The 24,051-nt window shown below is 73.8% G+C and carries 24 protein-coding genes; 3 read left to right on the top strand and 21 right to left on the bottom strand.

Annotated features, from left to right (window positions below; all coding sequences use genetic code 11):
* Positions 1 to 6 precede the first annotated feature (6 nt).
* The 4 genes from ACFZCF_RS20170 to ACFZCF_RS20155 all read right to left on the bottom strand — a co-directional run bounded on the left by ACFZCF_RS20170 (position 7) and on the right by ACFZCF_RS20155 (position 4,166).
* A complete protein-coding gene (locus ACFZCF_RS20170) occupies positions 7 to 1,287 on the bottom strand; it encodes an aminotransferase class III-fold pyridoxal phosphate-dependent enzyme (RefSeq protein WP_391287753.1) in 1,281 nt (426 codons plus the stop codon).
* Positions 1,284 to 2,123, bottom strand: coding sequence for a nitrilase-related carbon-nitrogen hydrolase (locus ACFZCF_RS20165; RefSeq protein WP_388445241.1), 840 nt, complete (start codon positions 2,121 to 2,123; stop codon positions 1,284 to 1,286). The genes ACFZCF_RS20170 and ACFZCF_RS20165 overlap by 4 nt, the downstream gene beginning before the upstream one ends.
* 202 nt (positions 2,124 to 2,325) lie before the next feature.
* Positions 2,326 to 3,615, bottom strand: coding sequence for a UL36 very large tegument protein (locus ACFZCF_RS20160; RefSeq protein WP_391287751.1), 1,290 nt, complete (start codon positions 3,613 to 3,615; stop codon positions 2,326 to 2,328).
* A gap of 155 nt (positions 3,616 to 3,770) precedes the next feature.
* Positions 3,771 to 4,166 carry a PPOX class F420-dependent oxidoreductase gene (locus ACFZCF_RS20155; protein ID WP_391287749.1) on the bottom strand — a complete coding sequence of 132 codons (396 nt, stop codon included), beginning with the start codon at positions 4,164 to 4,166 and terminating at the stop codon, positions 3,771 to 3,773.
* A 128-nt stretch (positions 4,167 to 4,294) separates the two neighbouring features.
* On the opposite strand from ACFZCF_RS20155, the gene ACFZCF_RS20150 reads away from it, so the two are divergent.
* Positions 4,295 to 4,525 carry a hypothetical protein gene (locus ACFZCF_RS20150; protein WP_391287747.1) on the top strand — a complete coding sequence of 77 codons (231 nt, stop codon included), beginning with the start codon at positions 4,295 to 4,297 and terminating at the stop codon, positions 4,523 to 4,525.
* A 284-nt stretch (positions 4,526 to 4,809) separates the two neighbouring features.
* Here the strand turns inward: ACFZCF_RS20150 and ACFZCF_RS20145 are convergent, their stop codons facing one another.
* The gene (locus tag ACFZCF_RS20145) at positions 4,810 to 5,109 is read right to left on the bottom strand and encodes a hypothetical protein (RefSeq protein WP_388445226.1); all 300 of its coding nucleotides are present in this window, start codon (positions 5,107 to 5,109) and stop codon (positions 4,810 to 4,812) included.
* Positions 5,110 to 5,243: 134 nt separating this feature from the next.
* Positions 5,244 to 5,495, bottom strand: a complete 252-nt coding sequence (locus ACFZCF_RS20140) for a helix-turn-helix transcriptional regulator (protein ID WP_360610044.1) — start codon at positions 5,493 to 5,495, stop codon at positions 5,244 to 5,246.
* Between the two features lie 53 nt (positions 5,496 to 5,548).
* Here ACFZCF_RS20140 and map point away from each other — a divergent pair, with 53 nt between their 5' ends.
* A complete protein-coding gene (gene map / locus ACFZCF_RS20135) occupies positions 5,549 to 6,316 on the top strand; it encodes a type I methionyl aminopeptidase (protein ID WP_388445222.1) in 768 nt (255 codons plus the stop codon).
* Between the two features lie 210 nt (positions 6,317 to 6,526).
* Here map and ggt read toward each other — a convergent pair whose 3' ends face one another.
* The gene (ggt, locus tag ACFZCF_RS20130) at positions 6,527 to 8,398 is read right to left on the bottom strand and encodes a gamma-glutamyltransferase (protein WP_391287743.1); all 1,872 of its coding nucleotides are present in this window, start codon (positions 8,396 to 8,398) and stop codon (positions 6,527 to 6,529) included.
* Positions 8,399 to 8,613: 215 nt separating this feature from the next.
* Positions 8,614 to 9,852, bottom strand: coding sequence for a cytochrome P450 (locus ACFZCF_RS20125; protein WP_391287741.1), 1,239 nt, complete (start codon positions 9,850 to 9,852; stop codon positions 8,614 to 8,616).
* A 297-nt stretch (positions 9,853 to 10,149) separates the two neighbouring features.
* Between ACFZCF_RS20125 and ACFZCF_RS20120 the strand changes: the two genes are divergently transcribed.
* On the top strand, positions 10,150 to 11,658 hold the full coding sequence (locus ACFZCF_RS20120; protein WP_388446300.1) for a CocE/NonD family hydrolase: 1,509 nt from the start codon (positions 10,150 to 10,152) through the stop codon (positions 11,656 to 11,658).
* 52 nt (positions 11,659 to 11,710) lie between these two features.
* Here ACFZCF_RS20120 and ACFZCF_RS20115 read toward each other — a convergent pair whose 3' ends face one another.
* The 13 genes from ACFZCF_RS20115 to ACFZCF_RS20055 all read right to left on the bottom strand — a co-directional run bounded on the left by ACFZCF_RS20115 (position 11,711) and on the right by ACFZCF_RS20055 (position 24,029).
* Positions 11,711 to 12,577, bottom strand: coding sequence for an amino acid ABC transporter permease (locus ACFZCF_RS20115; protein WP_388445214.1), 867 nt, complete (start codon positions 12,575 to 12,577; stop codon positions 11,711 to 11,713).
* On the bottom strand, positions 12,574 to 13,218 hold the full coding sequence (locus tag ACFZCF_RS20110) for an ABC transporter permease subunit (protein ID WP_391287739.1): 645 nt from the start codon (positions 13,216 to 13,218) through the stop codon (positions 12,574 to 12,576). The genes ACFZCF_RS20115 and ACFZCF_RS20110 overlap by 4 nt, the downstream gene beginning before the upstream one ends.
* 31 nt (positions 13,219 to 13,249) lie before the next feature.
* Positions 13,250 to 14,179, bottom strand: a complete 930-nt coding sequence (locus ACFZCF_RS20105) for a transporter substrate-binding domain-containing protein (RefSeq protein ID WP_391287737.1) — start codon at positions 14,177 to 14,179, stop codon at positions 13,250 to 13,252.
* Between the two features lie 14 nt (positions 14,180 to 14,193).
* The gene (locus tag ACFZCF_RS20100; RefSeq protein WP_391287736.1) at positions 14,194 to 14,937 is read right to left on the bottom strand and encodes an ATP-binding cassette domain-containing protein; all 744 of its coding nucleotides are present in this window, start codon (positions 14,935 to 14,937) and stop codon (positions 14,194 to 14,196) included.
* A 132-nt stretch (positions 14,938 to 15,069) separates the two neighbouring features.
* Positions 15,070 to 15,507 carry a DUF6278 family protein gene (locus ACFZCF_RS20095; protein WP_388445201.1) on the bottom strand — a complete coding sequence of 146 codons (438 nt, stop codon included), beginning with the start codon at positions 15,505 to 15,507 and terminating at the stop codon, positions 15,070 to 15,072.
* 82 nt (positions 15,508 to 15,589) lie between these two features.
* Complete coding sequence (locus ACFZCF_RS20090) at positions 15,590 to 16,369, bottom strand: exodeoxyribonuclease III (RefSeq protein WP_388445198.1); 780 nt, start codon at positions 16,367 to 16,369, stop codon at positions 15,590 to 15,592.
* 45 nt (positions 16,370 to 16,414) lie between these two features.
* The gene (locus ACFZCF_RS20085; RefSeq protein ID WP_391287733.1) at positions 16,415 to 17,047 is read right to left on the bottom strand and encodes an MBL fold metallo-hydrolase; all 633 of its coding nucleotides are present in this window, start codon (positions 17,045 to 17,047) and stop codon (positions 16,415 to 16,417) included.
* Positions 17,048 to 17,091: 44 nt separating this feature from the next.
* Entirely contained in the window at positions 17,092 to 18,360 is a 1,269-nt protein-coding gene (locus ACFZCF_RS20080) for an alpha/beta fold hydrolase (RefSeq protein WP_391287731.1), read from the bottom strand.
* A gap of 198 nt (positions 18,361 to 18,558) precedes the next feature.
* The gene (locus ACFZCF_RS20075; protein WP_391287730.1) at positions 18,559 to 19,389 is read right to left on the bottom strand and encodes a DUF1295 domain-containing protein; all 831 of its coding nucleotides are present in this window, start codon (positions 19,387 to 19,389) and stop codon (positions 18,559 to 18,561) included.
* Complete coding sequence (locus ACFZCF_RS20070; RefSeq protein ID WP_388445187.1) at positions 19,386 to 20,672, bottom strand: class I SAM-dependent methyltransferase; 1,287 nt, start codon at positions 20,670 to 20,672, stop codon at positions 19,386 to 19,388. Before ACFZCF_RS20070 ends, ACFZCF_RS20075 begins: the two co-directional genes overlap by 4 nt.
* The gene (locus ACFZCF_RS20065) at positions 20,669 to 22,009 is read right to left on the bottom strand and encodes a class I SAM-dependent methyltransferase (protein WP_388445185.1); all 1,341 of its coding nucleotides are present in this window, start codon (positions 22,007 to 22,009) and stop codon (positions 20,669 to 20,671) included. Before ACFZCF_RS20065 ends, ACFZCF_RS20070 begins: the two co-directional genes overlap by 4 nt.
* Positions 22,006 to 22,776, bottom strand: coding sequence for a DUF1365 domain-containing protein (locus ACFZCF_RS20060; protein ID WP_388446297.1), 771 nt, complete (start codon positions 22,774 to 22,776; stop codon positions 22,006 to 22,008). The genes ACFZCF_RS20065 and ACFZCF_RS20060 overlap by 4 nt, the downstream gene beginning before the upstream one ends.
* The gene (locus ACFZCF_RS20055) at positions 22,770 to 24,029 is read right to left on the bottom strand and encodes an NAD(P)/FAD-dependent oxidoreductase (protein WP_388445183.1); all 1,260 of its coding nucleotides are present in this window, start codon (positions 24,027 to 24,029) and stop codon (positions 22,770 to 22,772) included. Before ACFZCF_RS20055 ends, ACFZCF_RS20060 begins: the two co-directional genes overlap by 7 nt.
* Positions 24,030 to 24,051: the final 22 nt, after the last annotated feature.

Here is a 24,051-nt window from a genome sequence, read left to right as displayed (position 1 = left end):
TGTCGACTAGAGGGATCGGAGGGCCTGTTCGAGGAGGGCGGCGCCTTCCTCCGCCTCGGCGACGGTGAGGGAGAGCGGGGGCGCGACGCGCAGGCAGCTCGTGTCGTGGCCGCCGCCCTTGCCGATGAGGAGGCCGTTCTCGCGGGCCTTCTCCAGGACGGCGGAGGCGGCGTCGGGGACGGCCGCGCCGGTGACGGGGTCGGCGAGCTCGATGCCGATCATGAGGCCCCGGCCGCGGACCTCGCGGACCAGGTCGACCCCGGCCGCGGCGGCCCGGATCCGCTCGATGAGGAGGCCGCCGACGCGCCGGGCGTTGCCCTGGAGGTCGTGGTCGAGGAGATGACCGAGGTTGGCGAGGCCGGCGGCCATGGTGACGGGGGAACCGCCGAAGGTGGAGATGGAGTTGGCGTCGAGGCAGTTCATGATCTCGGCGCGGGCGACGACCCCGCCGATGGACATGCCGTTGCCGATGCCCTTGGCGAAGGTGAGCATGTCGGGCGGACCCGCCTGGCCGTGCGCCTGCCAGCCCCAGAAGTGCTCGCCGGTGCGGCCCCAGCCGGTCTGGACCTCGTCGGAGATCCAGAGGACGCCGTGGCGGTCGAGGACGCGGCGGAAGGCGGCGTACAGGCCGTCGGGCGGGGAGGTGAAGCCGCCGACGCCCTGGATGGGTTCGGCGATGAGGGCGGCGGCGCCGTGGGTGTGGCCGAGGAGGTCTTCCAGGTCGGCGACGGCGGCCGCGGTGAAGCGCTCGTCGTCGAGGCCCGCGAAGGGGCCGCGGCCGCGGACCGCGCCGTGCACGTAGAGGGTCTGGAGCGGGGAGAGGCCGGTGGGCGACCAGGAGCGGTTGCCGGTGACGCCGACGGTGGAGAAGGAGCGGCCGTGGTAGCTGTTGCGCATCGCCAGGATCTGGTTCGAGCCGCGGTGGGCGGTGGCGAGGAGCAGGGCCGTGTCGTTGGCCTCGGTGCCGGAGGTGGTGAAGAAGACCCGGGCGTCGGGGATGCCGGAGAGGGTGGCGATCCGTTCGGCGAGCTCCACCATCGGCCGGTTGAGGTAGAGGGTGGAGGAGTGGACGATCCGGCCCGCCTGCTCGGCGATCGCCTTGGTCACCTCGGGGAGGGCGTGGGCGGTCATGGTGGTGAGGATGCCGCCGAAGAAGTCGAGGTAGCGGCGGCCCTGGGCGTCCCAGACGTGGCGGCCCTCTCCGTGGGTGATCTCGATCGGCTCCCGGTAGTAGAGGGCGAGCCAGTCGGGCAGGACGGAACGGTGGCGGGCGTACAGGCTGTTCACGGCCGGACCAGCCCGTCGTACGCGTCGGGGCGGCGGTCCCGGTAGAACGCCCACTGCTGCCGCACCTCTTCGATGAGGCCGAAGTCGAGGTCGCGGACGACGAGTTCCTCCTCCTTGTCGGAGGCGACGTCGCCGACGAAGCGGCCGCGCGGGTCGACGAAGTAGCTGGTGCCGTAGAAGTCGTTGTCGCCGTACTCCTCGACGCCGACGCGGTTGATGGCGGCGACGAAGTACTCGTTGGCGACGGCGGCGGCGGGCTGCTCCAGCTGCCACAGGTAGGACGAGAGGCCGCGGTGGGTGGCCGACGGGTTGTAGACCAACTGGGCTCCGTTGAGCCCGAGTTGGCGCCAGCCCTCGGGGAAGTGGCGGTCGTAGCAGATGTAGACGCCGACCTTGCCGACGGCGGTGTCGAAGACCGGCCAGCCGGCGTTCCCCGGGCGGAAGTAGTACTTCTCCCAGAATCCCTTGACCTGCGGGATGTGGTGCTTGCGGTACTTGCCGAGGTAGCTGCCGTCCGCGTCGACGACGGCGGCGGTGTTGTAGTAGAAGCCCTCTGCCTCGACCTCGAAGACCGGGACGACGATCACCATGCCGGTCTCGCGGGCGAGCTCCCGCATCCGCGTGACGGTGGGGCCGTCCGGGACGCGTTCGGCCCAGCGGTAGTGCTCGGGCTCCTGGACCTGGCAGAAGTAGGGGGCGTTGAACACCTCCTGGAAGCCGATCACCCGGGCGCCCCGGCGGGCCGCCTCACGGGCGTGCTCCTCGTGCTTGGCGATCATGGATTCGGTGTCGCCGGTCCAGGTCGCCTGGACGAGGGCGGCGCGTACGACGGTCATGAGCAGCTCCTTCGGCGCGGCGTCGATGAGCCTCTACGCCCGTAGACGCGGTGCGTAGGAGGAGAACGTAAGCCCCGTCACACCCCGGAGCAAGACCGCCGCCCGGAAGCCGCGCAGTCGATCATGTTTCATACCGGAGTGGTCCACACCGGACACGTACCGACACGTGCCGACTGCTCCCGTTCTCCCGAGGGGCCGGTCCTCAGGGCCCGAGGACTCCGCCGACCCGCAGGGCGTGCCGCAGCGCCCGGTCGTCGGCCGCCGACAGGGCGCGGGCCGCCGCGCCGAGCCGGGGCATGAGGAGGGCCGGGTCGACGGCGGCGAGCCGGGCCGCCTCCTCGGGGGTGCGGACCCGGATGAAGGCGGTGAGCAGGGCGTGGGCCTCGCGTTCGCGGGCCTCCGCGACCAGGGCGGCGACGGCCCCCGCGAGCTCCTCCACCGGCCGGGCCAGGCCCTGGCGCAGCAACTGCTCGCAGTCGTCGGCGCGGCCCGCGTCGGCGAGCGCCCCGGCGACGGCGGCGAGCCGGGCGGGCGGCAGCGAGGCGGCCTCCCAGAGCAGGGTGCCCCAGTCGGCGCCGAGACCGGCCCGGTGCAGCTCCGCGGCGAGCGCGGGGAGCCGGCCGGGCGGTCCGCCGAGCGCCTCGAAGAGCAGGACGTGCGCCTCGCCGGTACGGCCCTCGGACCGCAGCCGCCGGAGGGCGTGGACCGCGTCGGCGGCGGCGCGCGCGGCCTCCTCCGCCTCCTCCCTGCCGTCCCCGGAGGCGGCCCCGGGGACGGGAGCGGCCGTCTCGGCGGTACGGGCCCCGGCCCTCCCCCGGAACCGGGCGCCGCGCGGCGGCTCGCCTCCGCCGACGGGCAGGTCGGGCCCGCCGACGGGGACGGCCGTCCCGGTGGCGTCGTCCGCCTCCGCCCAGGCGTACCGGGCACCCCGTGGCCGCCGCCGGACCGCGGCCGGCGCGGGGCCGTCGGACCCGGCCCGCTCGGCCGGGGTGCCGTCCGGGGCCGTGGCGCCGCGCAGGTGCGCGAGGCGGGTGGCGAGGTCGGCGAGCCGGGCGGTGGCGCGGGCGTGGTCGTCGCGGGCCCAGGCCAGGTCGTGGACCAGCCGGGCCGTCTCCTCGGGGCCCGGGGCCGGCTGGGCGCCGAGGCGTCGCCGCCCCTCCTCGATCCGCGCCTCGGCGTGCCGGCGTTCGCGTTCCATCGCGTCCCGGCGGGCGGCCAGGGCCTCGGCCCCGCCGGGCGCCCCGTCGTGCGCGGCGGCGGCGGCCTCGTACAGCTCCCGGCCCCGGTCCGGGGCCTCCCCCACGTCCCGCAGCAGGGACTCGACGACGTCCCAGGGCAGCAGCTCGGCGCCGTCGAGGCAGGCGCGCAGGCCCTCCGGGTCGCGTGCGGCGAAGACGGCCCACCAGCCGCCGACCTGCTCGGCGCGGGCGGCCAGACCGTTCAGCCAGCGGGTGAAATCCGCCATCCCGGAGGGGATGTGAGGAGACGTCATCTGCATGCACCTGCCCCGCGCTTGGAGAAGGGGACCTTCCGGTCCGCCGCAGGGCATTGCACCGCAGTCGTGTTACGGGACGGCTACGGACCGTTTTCCTCCCCGTGCCCCGGAGACCACATCGATCTTGTACCGGCGGGTGCGCACGGTCCGGCTCACAGGGTGACGACGATCCCGGTGTGCGGGCGCCTGCCGAGGCGGACGAGGGTGGCCGGCCAGTCCACCAGCCAGTACTGGTAGGTGTACTTGCGGGAGAGCAGGCGGCGGATGCGGCGCAGCTCCTCCCCGGTGACGAGGCGGGCGGTGCCGGGGATCCGGGCGGCGCCCTCGGGGATGTCGCCGCGCAGGCCGCAGACGGCCAGTTCGACCCGGGGGTCCTTACGGAGCCGCTTGACCTTCCAGGAGTCGGCGCGGGTCCACACGTACACCCGCTCCTCGTCGACGGCGTACCAGACCGGGGTGGCGACCCCGGTCCCGTCCTTCCGGTAGGTGGTGAGGCTGAGGTAGCGGCCGCGCCGCAGCTCCTCGGGGATTCGTCGGTCGGTCGTCATGACCGCGCAGCCTATGCCGGAGCGGGGCGGACGTGCGCCGGGGCGTCCCGGGCGACGCGTCCGGCGTCACGCCACCGGGCGGTCCGGGTACACGGCCCGCGCGTCGCCGCGCCTCGGTCCGGCTCGACGTGCCGTCGAAGGAGAACTTCACCGCGACGGCGAAGGCGCTGCTCTCCGGACTTCCCGCGGCCGGCGTCGGCAGGCTGCCGACCCTCGGGATCGCCACCACGCTCGAGGTCGCGTCCGGCGTCCGGCTGACGGACGCGCCGGGCTTCCCTGCGGAGTGGCGGGCCTTCGCCCAAGGCCACGTGGCGGAGTTCGAGCTCCTGAGGACGGGAGCGGGACCGGGGCTCGACTGACTGATGGTGGTGCCGCCGCTGGACCTGGACGCCGAGGCGGAGCCCACGGGCGGCTACCGGACGGCGGTCGGCACGGTCCTCGACGGCCCCGGCCGCCTCGCCCACGCCGACCTGGCACTCGCCCCGCTCGACGAGATCGAGACCCCCCGGACCACAGCCGCGCCCTCCTGGCGGTCTCGACGTGAGCCCTCTCGGCGACCCGGACAGGGTGACGGGACCGGGTCCCGAGGTTCCCGACGCGCCTCGCGCGCCGGCCTACGGCCGGGGCCTGGTTCCGTCCGGGGTCAGCTCTGGCCGCTCAGTCGGCTCAGGCCCTGGGCCAGTTCCTCCGGGTTCATCACCGGCGAGTAGTGGATCTTGGCGCCGAGCCTCATGAAGAAGGGCTCCGCGATGGCCGGCAGGTCGGAGGTCTCGGTGAGGTCGAAGAAGAAGTAGCCGGTGCGGCAGCCGTTCTCGACCGTGAAGTAGGCGGCTTCTGGACGGATCCGGGCGATCGCCTCCTGCATGAGCCCCGGGATGCTGCCCTGCCTGATGGCCTCGTTGGAGGCCGCGGTGTCCATCTCGACCTTCAGCAGCATGCGCATGGCACAGCTCCGATCCCGGCCGGGCGGAGGCGCCGTGCGGTACGCCCACGGTCCACCCGGACGTACTCCCCTCAAGCGTCCTCCCCCGGCAGGGCGGCGGCCACTCGGCGCCCGGGGCCGGACCGGGGCCGGACTCAGGCGGGCAGCGGTGCGGTGCGGACCAGCAGGTCGTCCATCGACAGGTCGAGGACGCCCGCGAGGGCCGCGACGGTGAAGAAGGCCGGGGTGGGGGCGCGGCCGGTCTCGATCTTGCGGAGCGTCTCGGCCGAGAGGCCCGCCGCCGCCGCGATCTCCACCATCGACCGCTCGCCGCGGGCCTCGCGCAGCAGTCGCCCGAGCCGCTCGCCGCGCTCGCGCTCTTCCGGAGTGAGGGGGGTGCGCACCATGCCCCCACCCTACCCGCCCTCGCCCCCATTTTTATACCGGTATAGTAATGGGAATGGTAGAGATCAAGACCGACGAGAACATGGCCGCGATGCGCGAGGCGGGCCGCGTGGTGGCCCGCGCCCTCGCCGCCGCGCGGGAGACGGCGGCGCCCGGGGTGCCGGTCACCGAACTGGACCGGGCGGCCCGGGACGTGCTCGCGGAGGCCGGCGCCGGCTCGCCCTTCCTGGGTTACCGGCCGGACTGGGCGCCGACACCCTTCCCGGCCGTCGTCTGCGTCTCCGTCAACGACGCGATCGTGCACGGGATCCCGGACGCCTCCCGGCTCGCCGACGGCGACCTGGTGTCGGTGGACTGCGGGGCGCTGCTGGGCGGCTGGGCCGGGGACGCGGCGGTGAGCTTCACCGTCGGCCGCGCCCGCGCCGAGGACACCCGGCTGATCGGGGCGGCCGAGGAGGCCCTGGCGGCCGGCATCGCGGCGGCCGTGGTCGGGAACAGGATCGGGGACGTGGCGCACGCCATCGGCCGGGTGTGCCGGAAGGCCGGCTACGGCATCCCGGACGGCTTCGGCGGACACGGCATCGGCCGGGCGATGCACGAGGACCCGGGCGTGCCGAACGAAGGGCGGCCCGGGCGCGGCATGAGGCTGCGGCACGGCATGGTCCTGGCGATCGAGCCGATGCTCGTGGGGGGCGGCGGCGACGGGCACTACACGGCGCGGGACGGCTGGACGATCCGGACCCTCGACGGCTCCCGCGCCGCCCACGCCGAGCACACCGTCGCCGTCACGGACGCGGGGCCGCGCGTGCTGACGGCCCTGTAGGCGCGGCCCGGCGCCGCCGCTCCCGTCACCCGCCGGACGGTCGCCGCCCCACGCGGTGGACGGTGGGGGGGAGCGGCCCCGGCGCCTGACACGCGTCCGCCGGGGCCGCCCACCGCTCGTCAGGGCGCCACTTGTCCGGGCGTCACTGTCCGGGCGTCTCCAGGCGTCACTGTCCGGGCGTCACTTGATCGAACGCCGCTCGCCCGGCCCTCACTTGTCCGGGCGGACCACCATCGCCGAGCCGCCGCCCCGGCGGACGGTCTCGGCGGCGGCGACCCAGCGCCCGCCGCGGAGGCGCTGGACTCCGGTCGCGGCGCCGATCTCCGGGTTCTGCCGGAAGCCGTGCCCGAGCGCTTCGAGGCGGGCCCGCAGGGGGCTGTTCCAGAGGGCGGGTTCGAGTTCGGTGGTCGCCTGGTTGCGCTGGCTGGCGCGCGGCGCGGCGATGGCGTCGACGAGCGGCAGGCCCCGGTCGACGACGCCGGTCAGGGTCTGCAGGACGGTGGTGACGATGGTGGCGCCGCCGGGCGAGCCGAGGGCGAGGACCGGCCGGTCGTGGCGGTCGAGGACGATCGTCGGCGAGATCGAGGAGCGGGGGCGCTTGCCGGGTCCGGGCAGGTTGGGATCGTGGACGGCGGGGTTCGCCGGGACGAAGGAGAAGTCGGTCAGTTCGTTGTTGAGCAGGAAGCCGCGGCCCGGGACGGTGATGCCGCTGCCGCCGGTGGACTCGATGGTGAGGGTGTAGGCGACGACGTTCCCCCACCGGTCGGCCACCGTGAGGTGGGTGGTGTTCTCGCCCTCGTACGTCGTGGGGGCCGCCGTCCCGCCGGCGGCGCACGGCACCGGGTTCCGGGGGTCGCCGGGCGCGAGCGGGCTGGTGAGCGCGGCGTCGTCGCGGATCAGGCAGGCCCGCGAGTCGGCGTACCGCTGCGAGAGCAGGCCGCGGACGGGTACGGACTCGAAGGCGGGGTCGCCCACCCAGCGGCCTCGGTCGGCGAAGGCGATCCGGCTCGCCTCGATGAAGCGGTGGAGGTAGCGCTCCCGCGGGGCGGCGGAGAGGTCCGTCGACTCCAGGATGTTGAGGGCCTCGCCGACGGTCGTGCCGCCGGACGAGGACGGGGCCATGCCGTAGACGTCGAGGCCCCGGTAGGCGACCTTGGTGGGGGCGCGCCGGACGGTCCGGTAGGCGGCGAGGTCGCGCTCGGTCAGGTCGCCGGGGCGGACCACGCGCGACGCGCCCTCCCGGACGGGAGGCGTACGGACGGTCCGCACGATGTCACGCGCGAGCGGGCCCCGGTAGAGCGCGCCCACGCCCTCCTTCGCGAGGGTGGCGTAGGTGCGGGCCAGGTCGGGGTTCCGGACGACCGAGCCGACCTCGGGCAGCCGGCCGCCGGGCAGGAAGAGGTCGGTGGAGGCCGGGAAGTCGCGGAAGCGGGCTTCGTTGGCGGCGGTCTGGGCGCGGTAGGTGGCGTCCACGGTGAAGCCGTCGCGGGCCAGCCGTTCGGCGGGGGCGAGGAGTTCGCCCAGCGGCTTGCTGCCCCAGGCGTCGAGGGCGGTCGCCCAGGTGGCGGGGGTGCCGGGGGTGCCGACCGAGCGCCCGCTGGTCATCGCCTCCTCGAAGGGCAGCGGGGCGCCGTTCTCGGTGAACAGGCCCGCGTCGGCGGAGGCGGGTGCGGTCTCGCGGCCGTCGACGGTGGAGACCGTACGGCTCCTGGCGTCGTAGTGGACGAGGTAGCCGCCTCCGCCGATGCCGGCCGAGTAGGGCTCGGTGACGCCGAGGGCGGCGGCGACGGCGACGGCCGCGTCGACGGCGTTGCCGCCCCGGCGGAGGATCTCGATGCCGGCGGCACTGGCGTCCGCGTCCACGCTCGCGACGGCCCCGCCGTGGCCGACGGCCACCGGCACCTTGCCCGGCGCGGCCGGCGCGGCGGGGGCGACCGCCGGGGCCGGTGGGGCGACCGCCGGGGCCGGTGGGGCGACCGTCGGGGCGTGCGGGGCCGTACCGGGTGGGGCCGCCGCCCCCACCGAGAGCACCGTCGCGGCCGCCGCCGCGAACACCCCGTACCGGACCGTGGAACGACGCATCCTGACCTCCCGTCAATGACCGTTCAGGCAGGGTAACTTCTGTCGGCGCGGTCCGCAGGACCGCCGGCCGCCCCCGTCGAAGGGTCACCCGACCGCCGCCGGCACGCGCCCCGATCGGCCGACGGCCGCCCACCTCGGCACACTGCTGCCCGGCCTCTCCACGCATGCCGAGCCGGATCCGGCCGCGGCTCGCCCGCGCCCGTCGCGGGCGGCGCTCAGGGCTGTCGCAGACGCACCGGCAGCGACTTGACGCCGTTGATGAAGTTGGAGACGAGCCGCCGGGGTGGTCCGGCGAGCTCGACGCCCCCACACGCGGCCAGCAGCTCCTCGTGGAACACCCGGAGTTGAAGCCGGGCGAAGTGGGCGCCGAGGCAGACGTGCGGGCCGTCACCGAAGGACACGTGGGGGTTGGGGCGGCGGCCGAGGTCCAGCCGGTGCGGGTCGGCGAAGACGCGTTCGTCGTGGTTGGCGGAGCCGTGGAAGACGACGACCTTGGCGCCCTCGGCGATCCGAACCCCGGCGAGTTCGGTGGCGCGGGCGGCGGTGCGGCGGAAGGAGAGCACCGGAGGGTGGACGCGCAGGAGCTCCTCCACGGCGGTGTCCACGCCGACCTCGCCCCGCCGCAGCCTGCGCTGTTCGCCGGGGTCTCCGGCGAGGGCGAGCACGCCGCCCGGGGCGGCGGAGCGCACGGTGTCGTTGCCCGCGACGGTGAGGAGGAAGAAGAACATCTCCAGTTCGGCGTCGCCGAGTTCGGTGGTGGCGAGGGCGGTCATCAGGTCGTCGGCGGGGTGGGCGCGCTTGTGGGCGGCGAGATCCTGGGCGTACGCGAACATCTCGGCGAGCATGGCCGGCGACCGGGGGTTGAGGGGTCTGCCGTCGGCGTCGAGGACGGCGGGTTCGTCGGGGTCCTGGTAGGCGATGACCCGCTCGGTCCAGGCGTGCAGCAGCCCCCGGTCGGCGGCGGGCACGCCGAGCAGGTCGGTGAGGTTGAGCAGCGCGTAGTCGTCGGTGACGGCCCGGACGAGGTCGACCTCGCCGCCCGCCTCCCGGGCCGCCGTCAGCAGTTCCCGGGCCCGGGCGCGGGCGGTCGCCTCGAACCGGGCGATCCGCCCGGGGGTGAAGGCCCGGGCGGCCAGCCGCCTCAGCCTGCCGTGCCCGGGCGGATCCTGGTTGAGCATCATGCGGCGGATGAACGGCAGGTCGGCGGGGTCGGGGTCGCGGATCTGGGTGGCGCCGAGCCAGGAGGAGTACGTCCCCGCGTCCTTGAGCACCCGGACGACGTCGGCGTGCCGGGTCACCGCCCAGAAGCCGGGCCCGGCCGGCCAGCCGAGCACCGCCCGCTCCTCCTGCCAGGCGACCGGGGCCCGGTCGCGCAGCGCGCGGAAGGCGTCGTGCGGCGGCCCGGCGGCGTGGATCCGGGGGTCGAAGACGTCGGGAAGGTTCGTCTGCTCCACGGGGTCCAGCCTGGAGCAGGGGTGGAGAGGTGTCCATGGCGCCAGGTCGGAGCGTCGCGTTCCGAGCGGGGCGGCAGGCACGATTCGGGTGCCTTGTCGGTGGTGTCCGGCGCGCCCGCCCCGCCGCCCCCAATCGTTACCCGCACGTAACTTACCGACCGGTTACCTCGGGTAGCACGCTCCGGTTACCGTCGGGCCACCTCGCCGACCCCCCATCGGCGACCCCCCATCGAGGAGTGGCCCGTGCGTACACCCCTGGCCCTCGCCGTCTCGGCCGCGCTGCTGGCCGGGACGGCCCTGTCGCTCTCCCCCGCCGCCCACGCCGCCGAGTCCGCGACGAGCGGCACGTCGATCCGGTTCGTCGACATCGCCGGGGACGGCGGCACCGTGCTCAAGGCCAACGTCGTCACGCCCGCCGGGGCGGACGGCTCCGCCCGCTTCCCGGTCGTCGTGCTGCCCACCAGCTGGGCCATGCCCCAGGTCGAATACCTGGCACAGGCCCGAAAGCTCGCCGACTCCGGTTACGTCGTGGTGAGTTACAACTCGCGCGGCTTCTGGGAGTCCGGCGGGGAGATCGAGACCGCCGGACCGAAGGACGTCGCCGACGCGTCGAAGGTGATCGACTGGGCGCTCGCCCACACGCCCGCCGACCCCGCCAAGGTCGGTATGGCCGGAGTGAGTTACGGAGCCGGCATCAGCCTGCTCGCCGCCGCCCACGACCCCCGGATCAAGGCCGTCGCCGCGCTCAGCGGCTGGGCCGACCTCATCGACTCCATCTACAGCGGCCGCACCCAGCACCTCCAGGCCGCCGCCCTGCTCGGCGGAGCCGGTTACCTCACCGGCCGTCCGGGGCCCGAACTGAAGAAGGTCCTCGGCGACTTCCTCTCCTCGAACCTCGACCAGGAGGACGAGATGATCGCCTGGGGGCGGCAGCGCTCCGCCGCCACCCACCTGGACCGGATCAACGCCAACGGCACCGCCGTCATGCTCGGCAACGCCTGGGGCGACACGATCTTCCCGCCCAACCAGTACGCGAGCTTCTACGAGAAGCTCACGGGCCCCAAGCGCCTGGAGTTCCGCCCCGGCGACCACGCCACGGCCGAGGCCACCGGTCTCCTCGGGCTGCCGAACGACACCTGGACGAGCGCCCACCGCTGGTTCGACCGCCACCTCAAGGGGACCGACAACGGCGTCGACCGCGAGCCGCCGGTCCGGCTGAAGCCCCGCTCGGACGGCGGCTACGAGGGCTACGCCGACTGGAAGTCCGTGGGCGCCCACCGCGAGCGGATCGCGCTGAACGACTCCGAACACGTCTGGGCCAACGTGAACTCCGGCGCCGACGGCGGCATCGTGCTGCTCAGCAACCTCCTCGACCAACTGGCGCAGACCCCGCCGACCGTCTCCGTCCCGCTGCTCCCCCGCTCCTTCGCCGCCGTGTGGCAGTCCGGCCGGTACGACTCGGGCGCCGCGGTGCGCGGCACGCCGGTGCTGCACACCACGGTCACCCCGACCGCGTCGAGCGGCACCTTCGTCGCGTACCTCTACGACGTGGGGCCGCTCGGCGTCGGGAAGCTGGTGAGCAACGCCCCGTACACCTTCCACGACAAGACGCCGGGCCGGCCGTTCGCCGTGGACCTGGAGCTGTTCTCCACGGCCTACGACGTGCCGGCCGGCCATCGCCTGGCGGTGGTCGTCGACACCGTCGACCCGCTGTACATCGAGCACAACCCGGCCGGCGCGCAGCTGACCTTCTCCTCCCCCGCCACCGACCCCTCGTATCTGTCGGTGCCGTTGCGGAAGGAGTGATCACGGCTGCTGCCGGGCCGGTTCCAGGCCCGTGCGGGGGCCCGTACGGGGGTCACTCACGGCCCGGCAGCGTGGTCACCGGTGCGGCGGGAGCGACGTCCACCCCCTTGGTGCGGGGGTCGCGGCGCTCCCGTCGCGCGACCCAGGTCGCGAACCAGGAGAGCAGCATGCACATGCCGATGTAGATCGGCGAGATGACCAGGACGACGGGGATGAAGGGCAGGTCGTAGTCGAGGTTGGAGGCGATCAGCTTGCCCGCGTGGAGGAACTCCTCGTAGGTGATGAGATAGCCGAGCGAGGTGTCCTTCAGGGCTACCACCAGCTGGCTGATGATGGCCGGCAGCATCGCCCGGACCGCCTGCGGGACCAGGACCCAGGTCATGACCTGGGTCTTCCGCATGCCGAGGGCGTACGCGGCCTCGCCCTGTCCGCGCGGCACGGCGTGCACGCCGGTGCGGAAGACCTCGGCGAGCACCGAGCCGTTGTAGAGGGTGAGTCCGGCGACCAGCGCGGGCAGCGGCTGCACCTTGAGCGCCACGAAGATGAAGAAGATCATCACGAGGACGGGCATGGCGCGGAAGAACTCCACGAGCAGGGTGGCGATCCAGCGCACCGGCCGGTGGTCGGAGAGCCGCCCGGTGGCGAGGACCGCGCCGAGCGCCAGGGAGAGGACGGCCGCGAGCGCGAAGGCCTTGAGGGTGTTGCCGAGCCCCTCCAGGATCAGCTCCTGGATGCCGTCGTAGAGGAAGGGCCGCCACTTCACCGCGGTGAACTGCTCGGTGTCGAAGAGGAGGTGGAGGATCCAGGCGGCGAGGCCGAGGAGCACGACGGTGGAGGCCAGGCCGTAGAGCAGGTGCCGGCGGCGGGCCTGCGGGCCGGGGATGTCGTAGAGGGCGCTGGCCCGTTCCGCGCGGCTCATCGGGCCACCCCCCAGCGCTTCTCCATCACGTTGAAGACCGCGCTGATGGAGAGGGTGATGATCAGGTAGCCGACGGCGATCCAGACGAAGGTCCAGATGATGTTGTAGCCGAGTTCGCTCAAGGTTTTGTAGGTGCCCAGGAGTTCGGTGACGCTGAAGGCGCCGGCGATGGCGGAGTTCTTGGCGAGGGCGATCAGGGTGGAGCCGATCGGCGGGATCACCGAGCGGAAGGCCTGCGGCAGGACGACCGCGCCGAGGGTCTGGGTGAAGCTCATGCCGAGGCTGCGGGCCGCCTCGCCCTGGCCGACGGGGACGGTGTTGATGCCGGAGCGCAGCGCCTCGCAGATGAAGGCGGAGGTGTAGCAGCCGAGCGCGAGGACCGCGAACAGCTCGAAGGGCAGGACCAGTCCGAAGCGGGGCAGGCCCAGCATCACCGCGAAGAAGAGCAGGGTGAGCGGGGTGTTGCGGAGGACGGTCACCCAGACGGTGCCGAAGACCCGGAAGGAACCGACGGGCGCGACCCGGAAGGCGGCCATGACGAAGCCCAGGACCAGGGCGAGCGCCGAGGCGTAGAGGGTGAGTTCGAGGGTGCCGAGGAAACCCTCGCCGTAGAGCGAGAAGTTCTCGGTCAGTACGTCCATGTCTGTACGTCCATGTCAGCGGTGGGGGTCCTCAGTCGGTCGGGTAGCGGTCGATGGGCGGCGGCGCCGGGGCCGGTACGCCGGAGAGGCCGAGGGTCGCGTCGTACGCTTTCTTCCAGTCGCCGTTCTTCTCGTGCGCGGCGATCGCGTCGTCGAGGGCGAGGCGGAGCGCGGTGTCGCCGCGCGGCACGCCGATCCCGTACGGCTCCTTCGAGAACGGCTTGCCGGCGAGCTTGAGTTCGTCGGGGACCTTGGCGGCGTAGCCCATGAGGATGGTGTCGTCGGTGGTGACGGCGTCGACCTGGTAGGTGAGGAGGTTGTCGACGCAGATCGAGTACGTGTCGTAGGCGACGAGTTCGGCCTTCGGGTACTCCTGCTGGATGCGCTGGTAGGGGGTGGATCCGGCGGCCGAGCAGACGCGCTTGCCGGCGAGGTCCTGCGGTCCGTGGACGGAGTCCTCGTCGGCGCGGACGAGGAGGGACTGGCCGGCCTCGTAGTAGGGGCCGGCGAAGCCGACGAGCTGCTTGCGCTTGTCGTTGATGGTGTAGGTGCCGACGTAGTAGTCGATCTGGCCGTTCTGCAGGGCGGTCTCGCGGTTGGCGGAGGCGATGGTGCGGAATTCGACGCCGGTCGCCGGGTCGAAGCCGAGGGAGGCGGCCATCATCTTGGCGATCTCGATGTCGAAGCCGGAGTAGCGGCCGGTGGCGGGGTCCTTCTCGCCGAGGTACGGCTGGTCCTCCTTGGCGCCGACGATCAGCCGGCCGCGTGTGCGCGCCCGGTTCCAGGTGGAGGAGTCCGGCAGCCGGAAGCCGGAGGCGATCCGGTAGGACGGGAGCTGGTCGGGCTGCGGGCCCTTCACGGGCGGGCTGCCGGGCCGGCCGCAGCCGGCCAGCAGCGAGCCCGCGGTGGCGAGCAGCAGGGCGAGGGCGAGGGCGCCCGGGCGTCGGTGCGTGCGCTGCATGGTTCCCACCCCGGTCAGTGCGAGAGGATCTTGGAGAGGAAGTCCTTGGCGCGCTCGCTGCGCGGGGCGGTGAAGAACTCCTCGGGGGCGCGGTCCTCCAGGATCCGCCCGTCGGCCATGAAGACGACGCGGTGGGCGGCGGAGCGGGCGAAGCCCATCTCGTGGGTGACGACGACCATGGTCATGCCCTCGTCCGCCAGTTGCCGCATGACGTCGAGGACCTCGTTGATCATCTCCGGGTCGAGGGCGGAGGTCGGCTCGTCGAAAAGGAGCGCCTTGGGGTCCATGGCGAGGGCCCGGGCGATGGCGACGCGCTGCTGCTGGCCGCCGGAGAGCTGGGCCGGGTACTTCTCGGCGTGGGCGGCGAGGCCGACGCGGTCGAGGAGTTCGCGGGAGCGGCGGTCGGCCTCCTCCCGCTTCCGCCCGCGGACCTTCGTCTGCGCCAGCGAGACGTTGGCGAGGACGGTCTTGTGGGCGAAGAGGTTGAAGGACTGGAAGACCATGCCGACCTCGGCGCGCAGCCGGGCGAGGTCCTTGCCCTCCTCGGGGAGGGGGCGGCCGTCGATGCGGATCTCGCCGGACGCGATGGTCTCCAGGCGGTTCATCGCACGGCAGAGGGTGGACTTGCCGGAGCCCGAGGGGCCGATGACGACGACGACCTCGCCGCGGCCGACGGTGAGGTCGATGCCCTGGAGGACGTGCAGCGTGCCGTAGTGCTTGTTGACGCCACGCAGTTCGATCAGCGGATCGACGGTCATGCGCTGCCCTGCCCCATTCCTCGGCGGTGTGCCGGTGCGGTGTGTCGCGACAGCGCAAACTATCCGGCGGGGAAAGGGACTTCACACCCCGACACGCACGAAAGGGGTGATCGGGGATTAGCCGTATTTATGTCACTGCTCGGCCGCTTCGGCGTACACCTGGGAGAGCTCGGGCGCGCCCGTCATGGCCCACTCCACGCCGTACTCGACGACGGGGATCTCGCGTCCGGACTCCAGGACGACGACCGGACCGCCGTTCGGCCACACCTGCCAGCGGGCCCCCGGCACGGTCCGGACGATGACGGTGCCGAGGTAGAGCCCCGCGTCGTTGCCGAACCACGGCAGCTCCTCGGGGTCGTCGCGCCAGCGTGGCGGGAGCTGGTCCAGCGCCGCGAGGGAGCGCGGGGTGTCGTCGAGCTCGACGCCCGCCGCCTCCACCCGGGCGCGGAGCAGCTCGCACTCGGCGAGCAGCTCCGCCACGCCCTCGGGGTCCCGGTCGTCCACCGCGACCAGCGGGGACGGCTCGGGCCGGTGCCGTCTGCGCCAGTGGTCGAGAAACGGGATGTTCATCGCAACAGCGTCGCACCGCCACCTGCCGGACCACCACCCGGCACGCGGAGATCATCGGGACCGCCCCGGCGGGCGGCCCGGCTCAGAGGTCCAGGTCGACGACGACCGGCGCGTGGTCGGAGGCGCCCTTGCCCTTGCGCTCCTCGCGGTCCACGTAGCTGTCCTTCACGGCCTCGACGAAGGGCTTGTTGCCGTACACCAGGTCGATGCGCATGCCGTTGTTCTTGGGGAAGGCGAGCTGGCGGTAGTCCCAGTACGTGTACGGGTGGTCGTACTTGAGGGGGCGCGGGACGACGTCGGCGAGGCCCGCCTCGCGCAGGCCGGCGAGGGCGGCGCGCTCGGGCCCGGTGACGTGGGTGGCGCCCTCGAAGAGGGAGACGTCCCAGACGTCGGCGTCGGTCGGGGCGATGTTGTAGTCGCCGAGCACGGCGAAGGGGCGCCCGCCGGCCGCGTCCTCGGCGACGGCCGCCTTCAGCGCCTCCAGCCAGCGCAGCTTGTACGCGTAGTGCTCGTGGGAGACCTCCCGGCCGTTCGGCACGTAGACCGACCAGACGCGGACCGGGCCGCAGGTGGCGGAGACGGCACGGGGCTCCTGCACTCCGTCGTACTCGGGGCCGCCGGGCAGGCCGCTGACCACGTCCTCGAAGCCGACCCGGGAGAGCAGGGCGACGCCGTTCCACCTGCCGGTGGCGTTGACCACCGCTTCGTAGCCCGCTTCCCGCAGCGCCTCGGTGGGGAACTGCTCGGCGGTGCACTTGGTCTCCTGGATGCACAGCACGTCGGTGCCGCTGCTCTCCAGCCAGGCCAGCAGCCGGGGCAGCCGGGCGGTGATCGAATTGACGTTCCAGGTGGCGATGCGCATGGGCTCCACCCTACTGGCGGGCACCGACAACGGCCCGGACCCGGCTCAGAGCCCGACGGAGGCGCCGGAGGCGAGCCGCTGGTGGTCCGTGCCGCCGAGCGCGCCGATCTGCCGGTCGTAGATGGGCCGGGCCAGATCGGTGAGGAGCGCGTCGTGGATGTCGTACGCCCGGCGCGGCCTCACCTCGCGGACGTAGTCGATCACCTCGGAGATCTTGTTCCACGGTGCCATCACCGGCAGCAGCAGGGTGTCCACCGGGCGGCCGGGGACGGTGAGCGCGTCGCCGGGGTGGAAGACGGCGCCGTCGACGAGGAAGCCCACGTTGGTGACGCGCGGGATGTCGGGGTGGATGACGGCGTGCAGCTCGCCGTGGACCTCGACGTCGAAGCCGGCGGCGGTGAAGGCGTCGCCGTCGCCGACGGTGTGGACGCGGCCCGGGTAGGCGGCGGCGAGCTGCTCGGCGACGCTGCGCAGCGTCCAGAGCTCGGTGGCCGGGTGCGCGTCCAGCGCGGCGCGCAGCCGGCCCTCGTCGAAGTGGTCCGGATGCTCGTGGGTGACGAGGAGGGCGTCCGCGCCGAGCACGGCGTCCTCCTCGGTGAACGTCCCGGGGTCGAGGACGAGCGTCCGCCCGTCCTTCTCCAGCCGGACGCAGGCGTGGGACTTCTTCGTCAGCTTCACGGCCACACCCTACGCCGGGCGTGCGGGCCCGGCTCGGGTGCCGGCTACACCGGCGGCGTGGTCTCCTCGGTGATGACGCGGCCGACGGTGGCGAGGGCGGTCTCGGCGGCGGGGAGGCCGCAGTAGACGGCGGTGTGGAGCACGATCTCGCGGATCTCGGCGGGCGAGAGGCCGTTGCGGAGGGCGGCGCGGGTGTGGTCGGCGAGCGCCTCGCGGTGACCCCCCGCGACGAGCGCCGTCAGGGTGACGACGCTGCGGGTGCGCCGGTCGAGGCCGTCCCTGGCCCAGACCTCGCCCCAGGCGTAGCGGGTGACGAGCTCCTGGAAGTCGGCGGCGTCCTCGTCGGCGAGCGCCCGGTCGACGTGGGCGTCGCCGAGGATCTCGCGGCGCAGCCCGAGCCCCTTCTCGTACGGGTCGGGCCGGCCGGCCGGGGCCTCCACGCCGTCCTGGACGGCCTCCGGGGCGGGCGCGGGCTCCGCCTGGACCGCCGGGGCCGGGACGGGCGGCGGTACGGCGAGGGTGCCGCTGGTGTCGTGGGAGATGGCCGCGAAGTGCTCCAGGAGCAGGTCGGTGACGGCGGCCGGCTGTTCGACGGGGGCGAGGTGGGAGGCGCCCGGGACGACGGCGAGCTTGGCGTCGGCGATGCCGGCGACGAGGGTGCGGGCCTCGGCGGGGCCGGTGACCCGGTCCTCGGAGCCGACGAGGACGAGCGCCGGCACCCCGATGCTGCCGAGGGCGGCCCGGACGTCGAAGACGGCGAGGGCCTCGCAGGCGGCGACGTAGCAGGCGGCGTCGGTGGTCCGCACCATCTGCACGGCCCAGTCGACGATCGCGGGCTGGTTGGCGGCGAAGTGCGGGGTGAACCACTGCTCGGGCGCGGTGCGCGCCATCGGCTCCAGGCCGTTGGTGCGGACCACGACCCCGCGCTGGCGGAACTCGTCGGCGGTGCCGAAGCGGGGCGCGGTGGCGACCAGGGCCAGCGAGGCGACCCGGTGCGGGGCGCGCAGGGCGAGGTCGAGGCCGACGGCGCCGCCGAGGGAGCAGCCGGCGTAGCCGAAGCGCTGGACGCCGAGGACGTCGAGGGTGGCGAGGAGGCGGTCGCCGAGCTCCGCGACGGAGGTGAACGGCTGGGCGGGCGCGCCGCCGTGTCCGGGGAGGTCGAAGCGGACCACCCGGCGGTCCCGGATCAGCTCCGGGATCTGGCGGTCCCACATGTGGAAGGTGGTGCCCAACGAGGGGCCCAGGACCAGGACGGGCGCGTCCTCGGGCCCGTCGACGCGGAACTGCAGCGTATCGATCTTGGTCTCGCTCACCGGTTCACACCTACATCTGTCACGACAGCCCCTCTGGCGACGGGTCCGAATGGGTGATCCTGGCCGGGTGGAACACCACGAGCAGCCTAACGTTCGACGCTTCGGACGATTCCGGGGAGCCCGTGAGCAGGAGCCGCTCCCGTCCGCCGCGGCTCGGGATGTGGAGCGCACGGACGGCGCGCCTTCGCCCGGGTTCGCTCATCCGGTCCTCTCCGGTGTGCCGCGAGAAGTCCTCCGGGGTGGCAGGGGGAGGAAGCCGCTGGTGCGGGCGGCGTACGCGGCGTAACCGGGACGGTGGGCCATGTGCCTCTCCAGGAGGCGCTTGCCGCTGCCGACGGTGAGCAGCAGGGTCATCAGGACCGGGGAGACGAGGACGGCCAGGGCCGGCTGCCATGCGGTGCAGGCGAGCAGGTACAGGCCCCACCAGACGAGGCTGTCCCCGAAGTAGTTGGGGTGCCGGGTCCAGGCCCACAGTCCCCGGTCCATGATCCGTCCGCGGTTGGCGGGGTCCGCCTTGAAGCGGGCCAGCTGGTGGTCGCCGACGGCCTCGAAGGCGAGTCCGGTCGCCCACACCGCGAGGCCGCCGTACGCCAGGGCGTCCAGGGGCACGGAGCTGTAGGAGGCGGCCTGGACGGGGAGGGAGATCAGCCAGACGAGAGCCGCCTGGCCCAGGTAGACGGTGCGCAGCGCGTACCGGGTCCGGTTGCCGGGGGCCTTGTCGAGCAGGGCGGTGTAGCGGGGGTCCTCGCCGTGTCCGCGGGAGCGCCGTGCGATGTGCACCGACAGCCGCAGTCCCCACAGGCTCGTCGCCGCGGCGACGAGCAGCCGACGGCCGTCGTCGCCGTGCCCGGCGGACAGCAGCCAGGTCACGGCGGCGACGGCGGCGAACGCGAGGCCCCAGACGATGTCGACGACGCGGTGCAGCCCGCGTCGTACGCCGATGATGGAGGTGGCGAGAAGCACCGCCCCGGCCGTCGCCGCGGCCACGGCGGTGTTGACGCCCAGGGCGCCCCAGGCGGTGCCGCTCATGCCGGCACCGCCCGGGAGTACCAGGCGGCGGGGGTGGCCCGCATGCCGGAGGCCCCGTCGCGGGTGGCCCGCACGGCGAGGATCTGGTCGACGCCCATGCGGCGCTCGGCGAAGGCGAGTGACGCCCCGGCCAGGTAGAGCCGCCAGACCCGGGCGGTGGTCGTGCCGACGAGTGCCTCGATGTCGCTCCAGCGCTGTTCGAGGGTGGAGCGCCAGGCATCGATGGTGGTCGTGTAGTGCTCGCGGAGCGATTCGACGGAGCGGGCCTCCAAACCGGCCGTCTCCAGCAGGTCCACGGTGCGGCCCACGGGCCGCATGTGCATGTCGGGGGCGATGTACGTCTCGATGAAGGCGCCCCCGCCGGGCGCGTGGGCACCGCGCGACATCTGCTGGATCAGGAGCCGGCCCTCGGGGCGCAGCGCGTCGTGCAGCTTGGTGGCGAAGGCGGGGTACTCGGTGTCGCCGACGTGCTCGCCCATCTCGACGGCCGCGACCGCGTCGTAGCCGCCGCCGTCGACGTCGCGCCAGTGCCGTAGCCGGACGTCCACGAGATCGGACACCCCTTCGAGCGCGGCGCGTTCGGTGACGTGCCGGTGCTGGGCGCGGGAGAGGGTGACGGCGGTGACGCGTGCCTTGTGTTCGCGTGCCGCGTGGAGGGTGAGGGATCCCCAGCCGCAGCCGACGTCGAGCAGCCGCTCTCCCGCGCTCAGGCCGAGCTTGCGGCAGATCAGGTCGAGTTTGTCGCGCTGCGCGTCGGCCAGGGTGTGGGTCGGGTCGTCGGGCCGGGTCCAGTAGGCGCAGGAGTACGCCATGGTCTCGTCGAGGAGGAGCGCGTAGAAGTCGTTGGAGAGGTCGTAGTGGTGGCTGATGCCCGCACGGTCCCGCGCGACGCTGTGCGGAGCGCCGGTCAGGCGGGCCCGCCCGTCGGGGCGCTTAGGGGGCGGGCCGACGGCACCGAGGCGTACCGCGAGAGCGGTGGCCGCGGCCATGCCGGCCGGTTTGGGGCGGGCCGGGCGCCGGTCGCGTACGCTCCGGCCGGCCCGGGAGAGGGCGGAGGCCAGGTCGCCCTCGACGTCCAGGTCCCCGGTGATGTAGGCCTCCGCGAGGCCGAGTTCGCCCGGCTGCCACACGAGGCGGCGCAGCGCGTCGGGCGAGCGGAGGATCACCAGCGGCGCGTCGGCGGGGCCCGTCAGGGTGCCGTCCCAGGCCCGCACCCGCACGGGGAGCGGCCCCGGCAGGAAGTGGCCGAGGAGTTGGGCGAGCAGGTCGGCGGCGGACTTCATCGGGGGGTTCCTTCGGTGAGGAGGAGCTGGCGGACGTCGAGGTAGCGGGAGCGGAATCCCGCTTCCGAGTAGGCGAGGTAGAACTCCCACATGCGCTGGAACACCGGGTCGAAGCCGAGCGCCGTGACGGCGGGACGGTGGGCGGTGAACCGTTCCCGCCACAGGCGCAGCGTCTCGGCGTAGTGCTCGCCGAAGCCGTGGTCGGCGGCCGTGCGCAGACCGGCGGCGGCGGAGTGCCCGGCGATGGCTTCCCGGGAGGGGATCAGGCCGCCGGGGAAGACGTACTTGCTGATGAAGGTGTGGGTGGCGGCGGTGTGGAGCATCTGCCGGTGCCCCATGGTGATGGTCTGCAGGGCGATCCTGCCGCCGGGCGCGAGCGCGCCGCGCAGGGCCGAGAAGTAGGCGGGCCAGTACTCGGCGCCGACCGCTTCGATCATCTCCACGCTGATCACGGAGCCATAGCGGCCCTCGATGTCGCGGTAGTCACGCAGCTGCACGTCCACCCGGTCGGCGAGACCGGCTGCCGCGATCCGCTCACGGGCCAGGGCGGCCTGTTCGGCGGAGAGGGTCAGGGTGGTGACCCGGGCGCCGCGGGCTGCGGCCCGCAGGGCGAGTTCGCCCCAGCCGGTGCCGATCTCCAGCAGCCGGGTGCCCGCACCGACGGCGGCGAGGTCGAGGAGCCGGTCGATCTTGCGGTGCTGGGCGGCGGCCAGGGACTCGGGGCGCGCGGGGAAGCCGGTGAAGACCGCGGAGGAGTAGGTGAGGGTGGGATCGAGGAACGCGGAGAACAGATCGTTGGACAGGTCGTAGTGACGCCGGACGTTGTCGCGCGCACCGGCACGGGTGTTCCGGTCGGCGACGGGACGTCCCGACACCCACAGGCCGCGGAGCCGGCGCAGCGGAGCGGGCACCAGCTCCTCGGTGTGGGCGGCGAGGACGGTCAGGACGCCGGCCAGGTCGTCGCTGTCCCATTCCCCGGCCATGTAGGACTCGCCGAAGCCGATCAGTCCGTGCCGGCCGATGCGGCGGTGGAACGCGTCGGGATCGTGGACGGTCATCCGCGGGCCGGCCGCGTCCGCGCCAGTCCTTCCGGTGGGCGCGGTCAGGTCCAGCCGGTGCAGGGCGCGGTCCACCAGGTGTCGGGCGAGGGCGGTACGAGCGGACCCGGCCGCGGGGAGCCGGGCGACGTCGGGCCACCGGCCGGCGTCGACGTCCGCACGGCGGACGGTCGGAGCGGTGGCCGCGGTCCCGCCGCCCGGGATCGCCCGGAGAGGGATTGCGGCGGTGCGGCCCGCGGGCCGGGGGCGGGCCTGCGGGGTGGAGGCGGGGCGCGTCACGGCAGCATGCCTTTCTGCGGAGTGGGACGGGGACGGGGGTGGACGGGCAGGCCGCGCAGCAGCAGGTGGATGCCGTGGCGGCGGATGCCGGCCCAGACGGCGACGGTGGACCAGGGCCTGCGCACGGACGCGGACAGCAGGGCGGGCACGCTCGCGGGGCGGCGGATGCCCCGGACCACCGCGGTGAACGCCCGGCCGCCGCCGTGCTCCAGCCGGATGGTCAGGCCGAGACGCTCGCCCGGCAGCGGCAGCCGCATGCGGTAGCGGCCCTCGACGGCGAAGAACGGCGAGACGTAGAACTCCTTGTCGGCCTCCGCCTCACCGGCCTCGTCGGTCCGCAACAGGTAGCAGTGGCGCTGCCCGTAGGTGTTGTGGACCTCCGCGACCACGCACACCAGGGCGCCGGTCGAGTCGTGGCACCAGAACACGCTGAGCGGGTTGAAGACGAATCCGAGGACGCGGGCGTGCGCGAGCATCACCACCCGCCCGCCTTCCAGATCGACGCCGTGGGCGGCGAGGAAGGCGTCGAGTCCGGCACGGACGGAACCGGTGGTGCCGGCGAAGTGGTCGCGGGCGTCGAAGCGGGCCAGCGGACGCAGCGCCCGGGGCAGCACCGGCAACCGCTCCGGTTCCACGCACCACAGATAGGTGCGGTGCCGCAGGACGTGGCGCAGGGGCGTGTGGCGGACGTGGGTGATCACGCACTCGTACAGCGCCGGCGTCCGCGCCGCCGTGAGCGCGGTGGCGGAGTCGGTCCCGGTCACCAGTTCACCCCCAGGGAGCGGGCGGCCTCCACCCCGGAACGGCAGCCGTCCTCGTGGAAGCCCCAGCCGCGCCAGGCCCCGGCGTACGCGGTCGTGGCCGTGTCGAGTCGGGGCAGCTCCCGCTGGGCGGCGACGGAGGCGGGGGTGTACACCGGGTGCTCGTACACCATCCGCTCCACCACCCGGTCCGCGGCGATGCCGTCCTCACCGCCGAGGGTGACGAGGTAGTCGGCACCGGCGGGCAGCCGCTGGAGCCGCCGCATGTCGTAGCTGACGCGGACCGGCTCGGTCGTGGGGTCGCAGCCGGTCATGCGGTAGTTCCAGCAGGCGCGGGCGCGCGGGGACCGGGGCAGGACGGTGGTGTCGGTGTGCAGGACGGTGGGGTTGCGGGAGGAGGTGAAGGCACCCAGGAGCCGTCTCTCGTCCGTGGTGGGGTCGGCGAGCATGCGCAGTGCCTGGTCGGGGTGGGTGGCGATCACGACGGCGTCGTGGGCGTCGGTGGTTCCGTCGCCGGTGGTGATCAGCACACCTCGGCTGGTGCGCCGGACCGTGTGGACGGGGCTGGAGACCCGGACGCGCTGGACGCGTTTGGCGGCGGCCTCGACGTAGGCGGCGGAGCCGCCGGTGACGGTCTTCCACCGAGGGGAGCCGGTGACGGAGAGCAGGCCGTGGTGGTCGAGGAAGGCGAAGAGGTAGGCGGCGGGGTAGGACAGGGCGGTGTGTGCCGGGCAGGACCAGACCGCGGAGACCAGGGGGAGGGCGAAGTGGCTGACGAAGTAGGCGGAGAACCCGCCCTCGCGCAGGAAGTCCCCGAACGTGACTCCCGAGTGCGCGGCGCGGGCCAGCAGGCGGCGGGCGCGGCGGTGAAAGACCGGAACCTCCGCCAGGAGCCGCAGGTGGCGGCCGCGCAGGGCGGCCCGGGAGGCGAACAGGGCGGCCGGGCCGCGGGCGCCCGCGTACTCCAGGCCGCAGCCGTCGCACCGCACCGACATGCTCATCTCGGCGTCCTGCGTGTCGACCCCCAGCTCGCCGAAGAGCCGCAGCAGGGTCGGATAGGTGCGTTCGTTGTGGACGATGAAGCCGGAGTCCACGGGCACCGCCCGGCCGCCGGGTACGGCCAGTTCTCGGGTGTGGGCGTGACCGCCGAGCCGTCCGTCGGCCTCGTACAGGGTGACCTCGTACGAGGACGCCAGCACGTAGGCGGCGGTCAGGCCCGCCACCCCCGCTCCGATGACCGCTGCTTTCCGGTCTTCCATCACGGCCTCTCCCGCCACTCGA

Source organism: Streptomyces sp. NPDC007945, assembly GCF_042958885.1.
In the GTDB taxonomy this organism is placed as follows: domain Bacteria; phylum Actinomycetota; class Actinomycetes; order Streptomycetales; family Streptomycetaceae; genus Streptomyces.
This window is presented reverse-complemented; position numbering and strand designations above follow the sequence as displayed.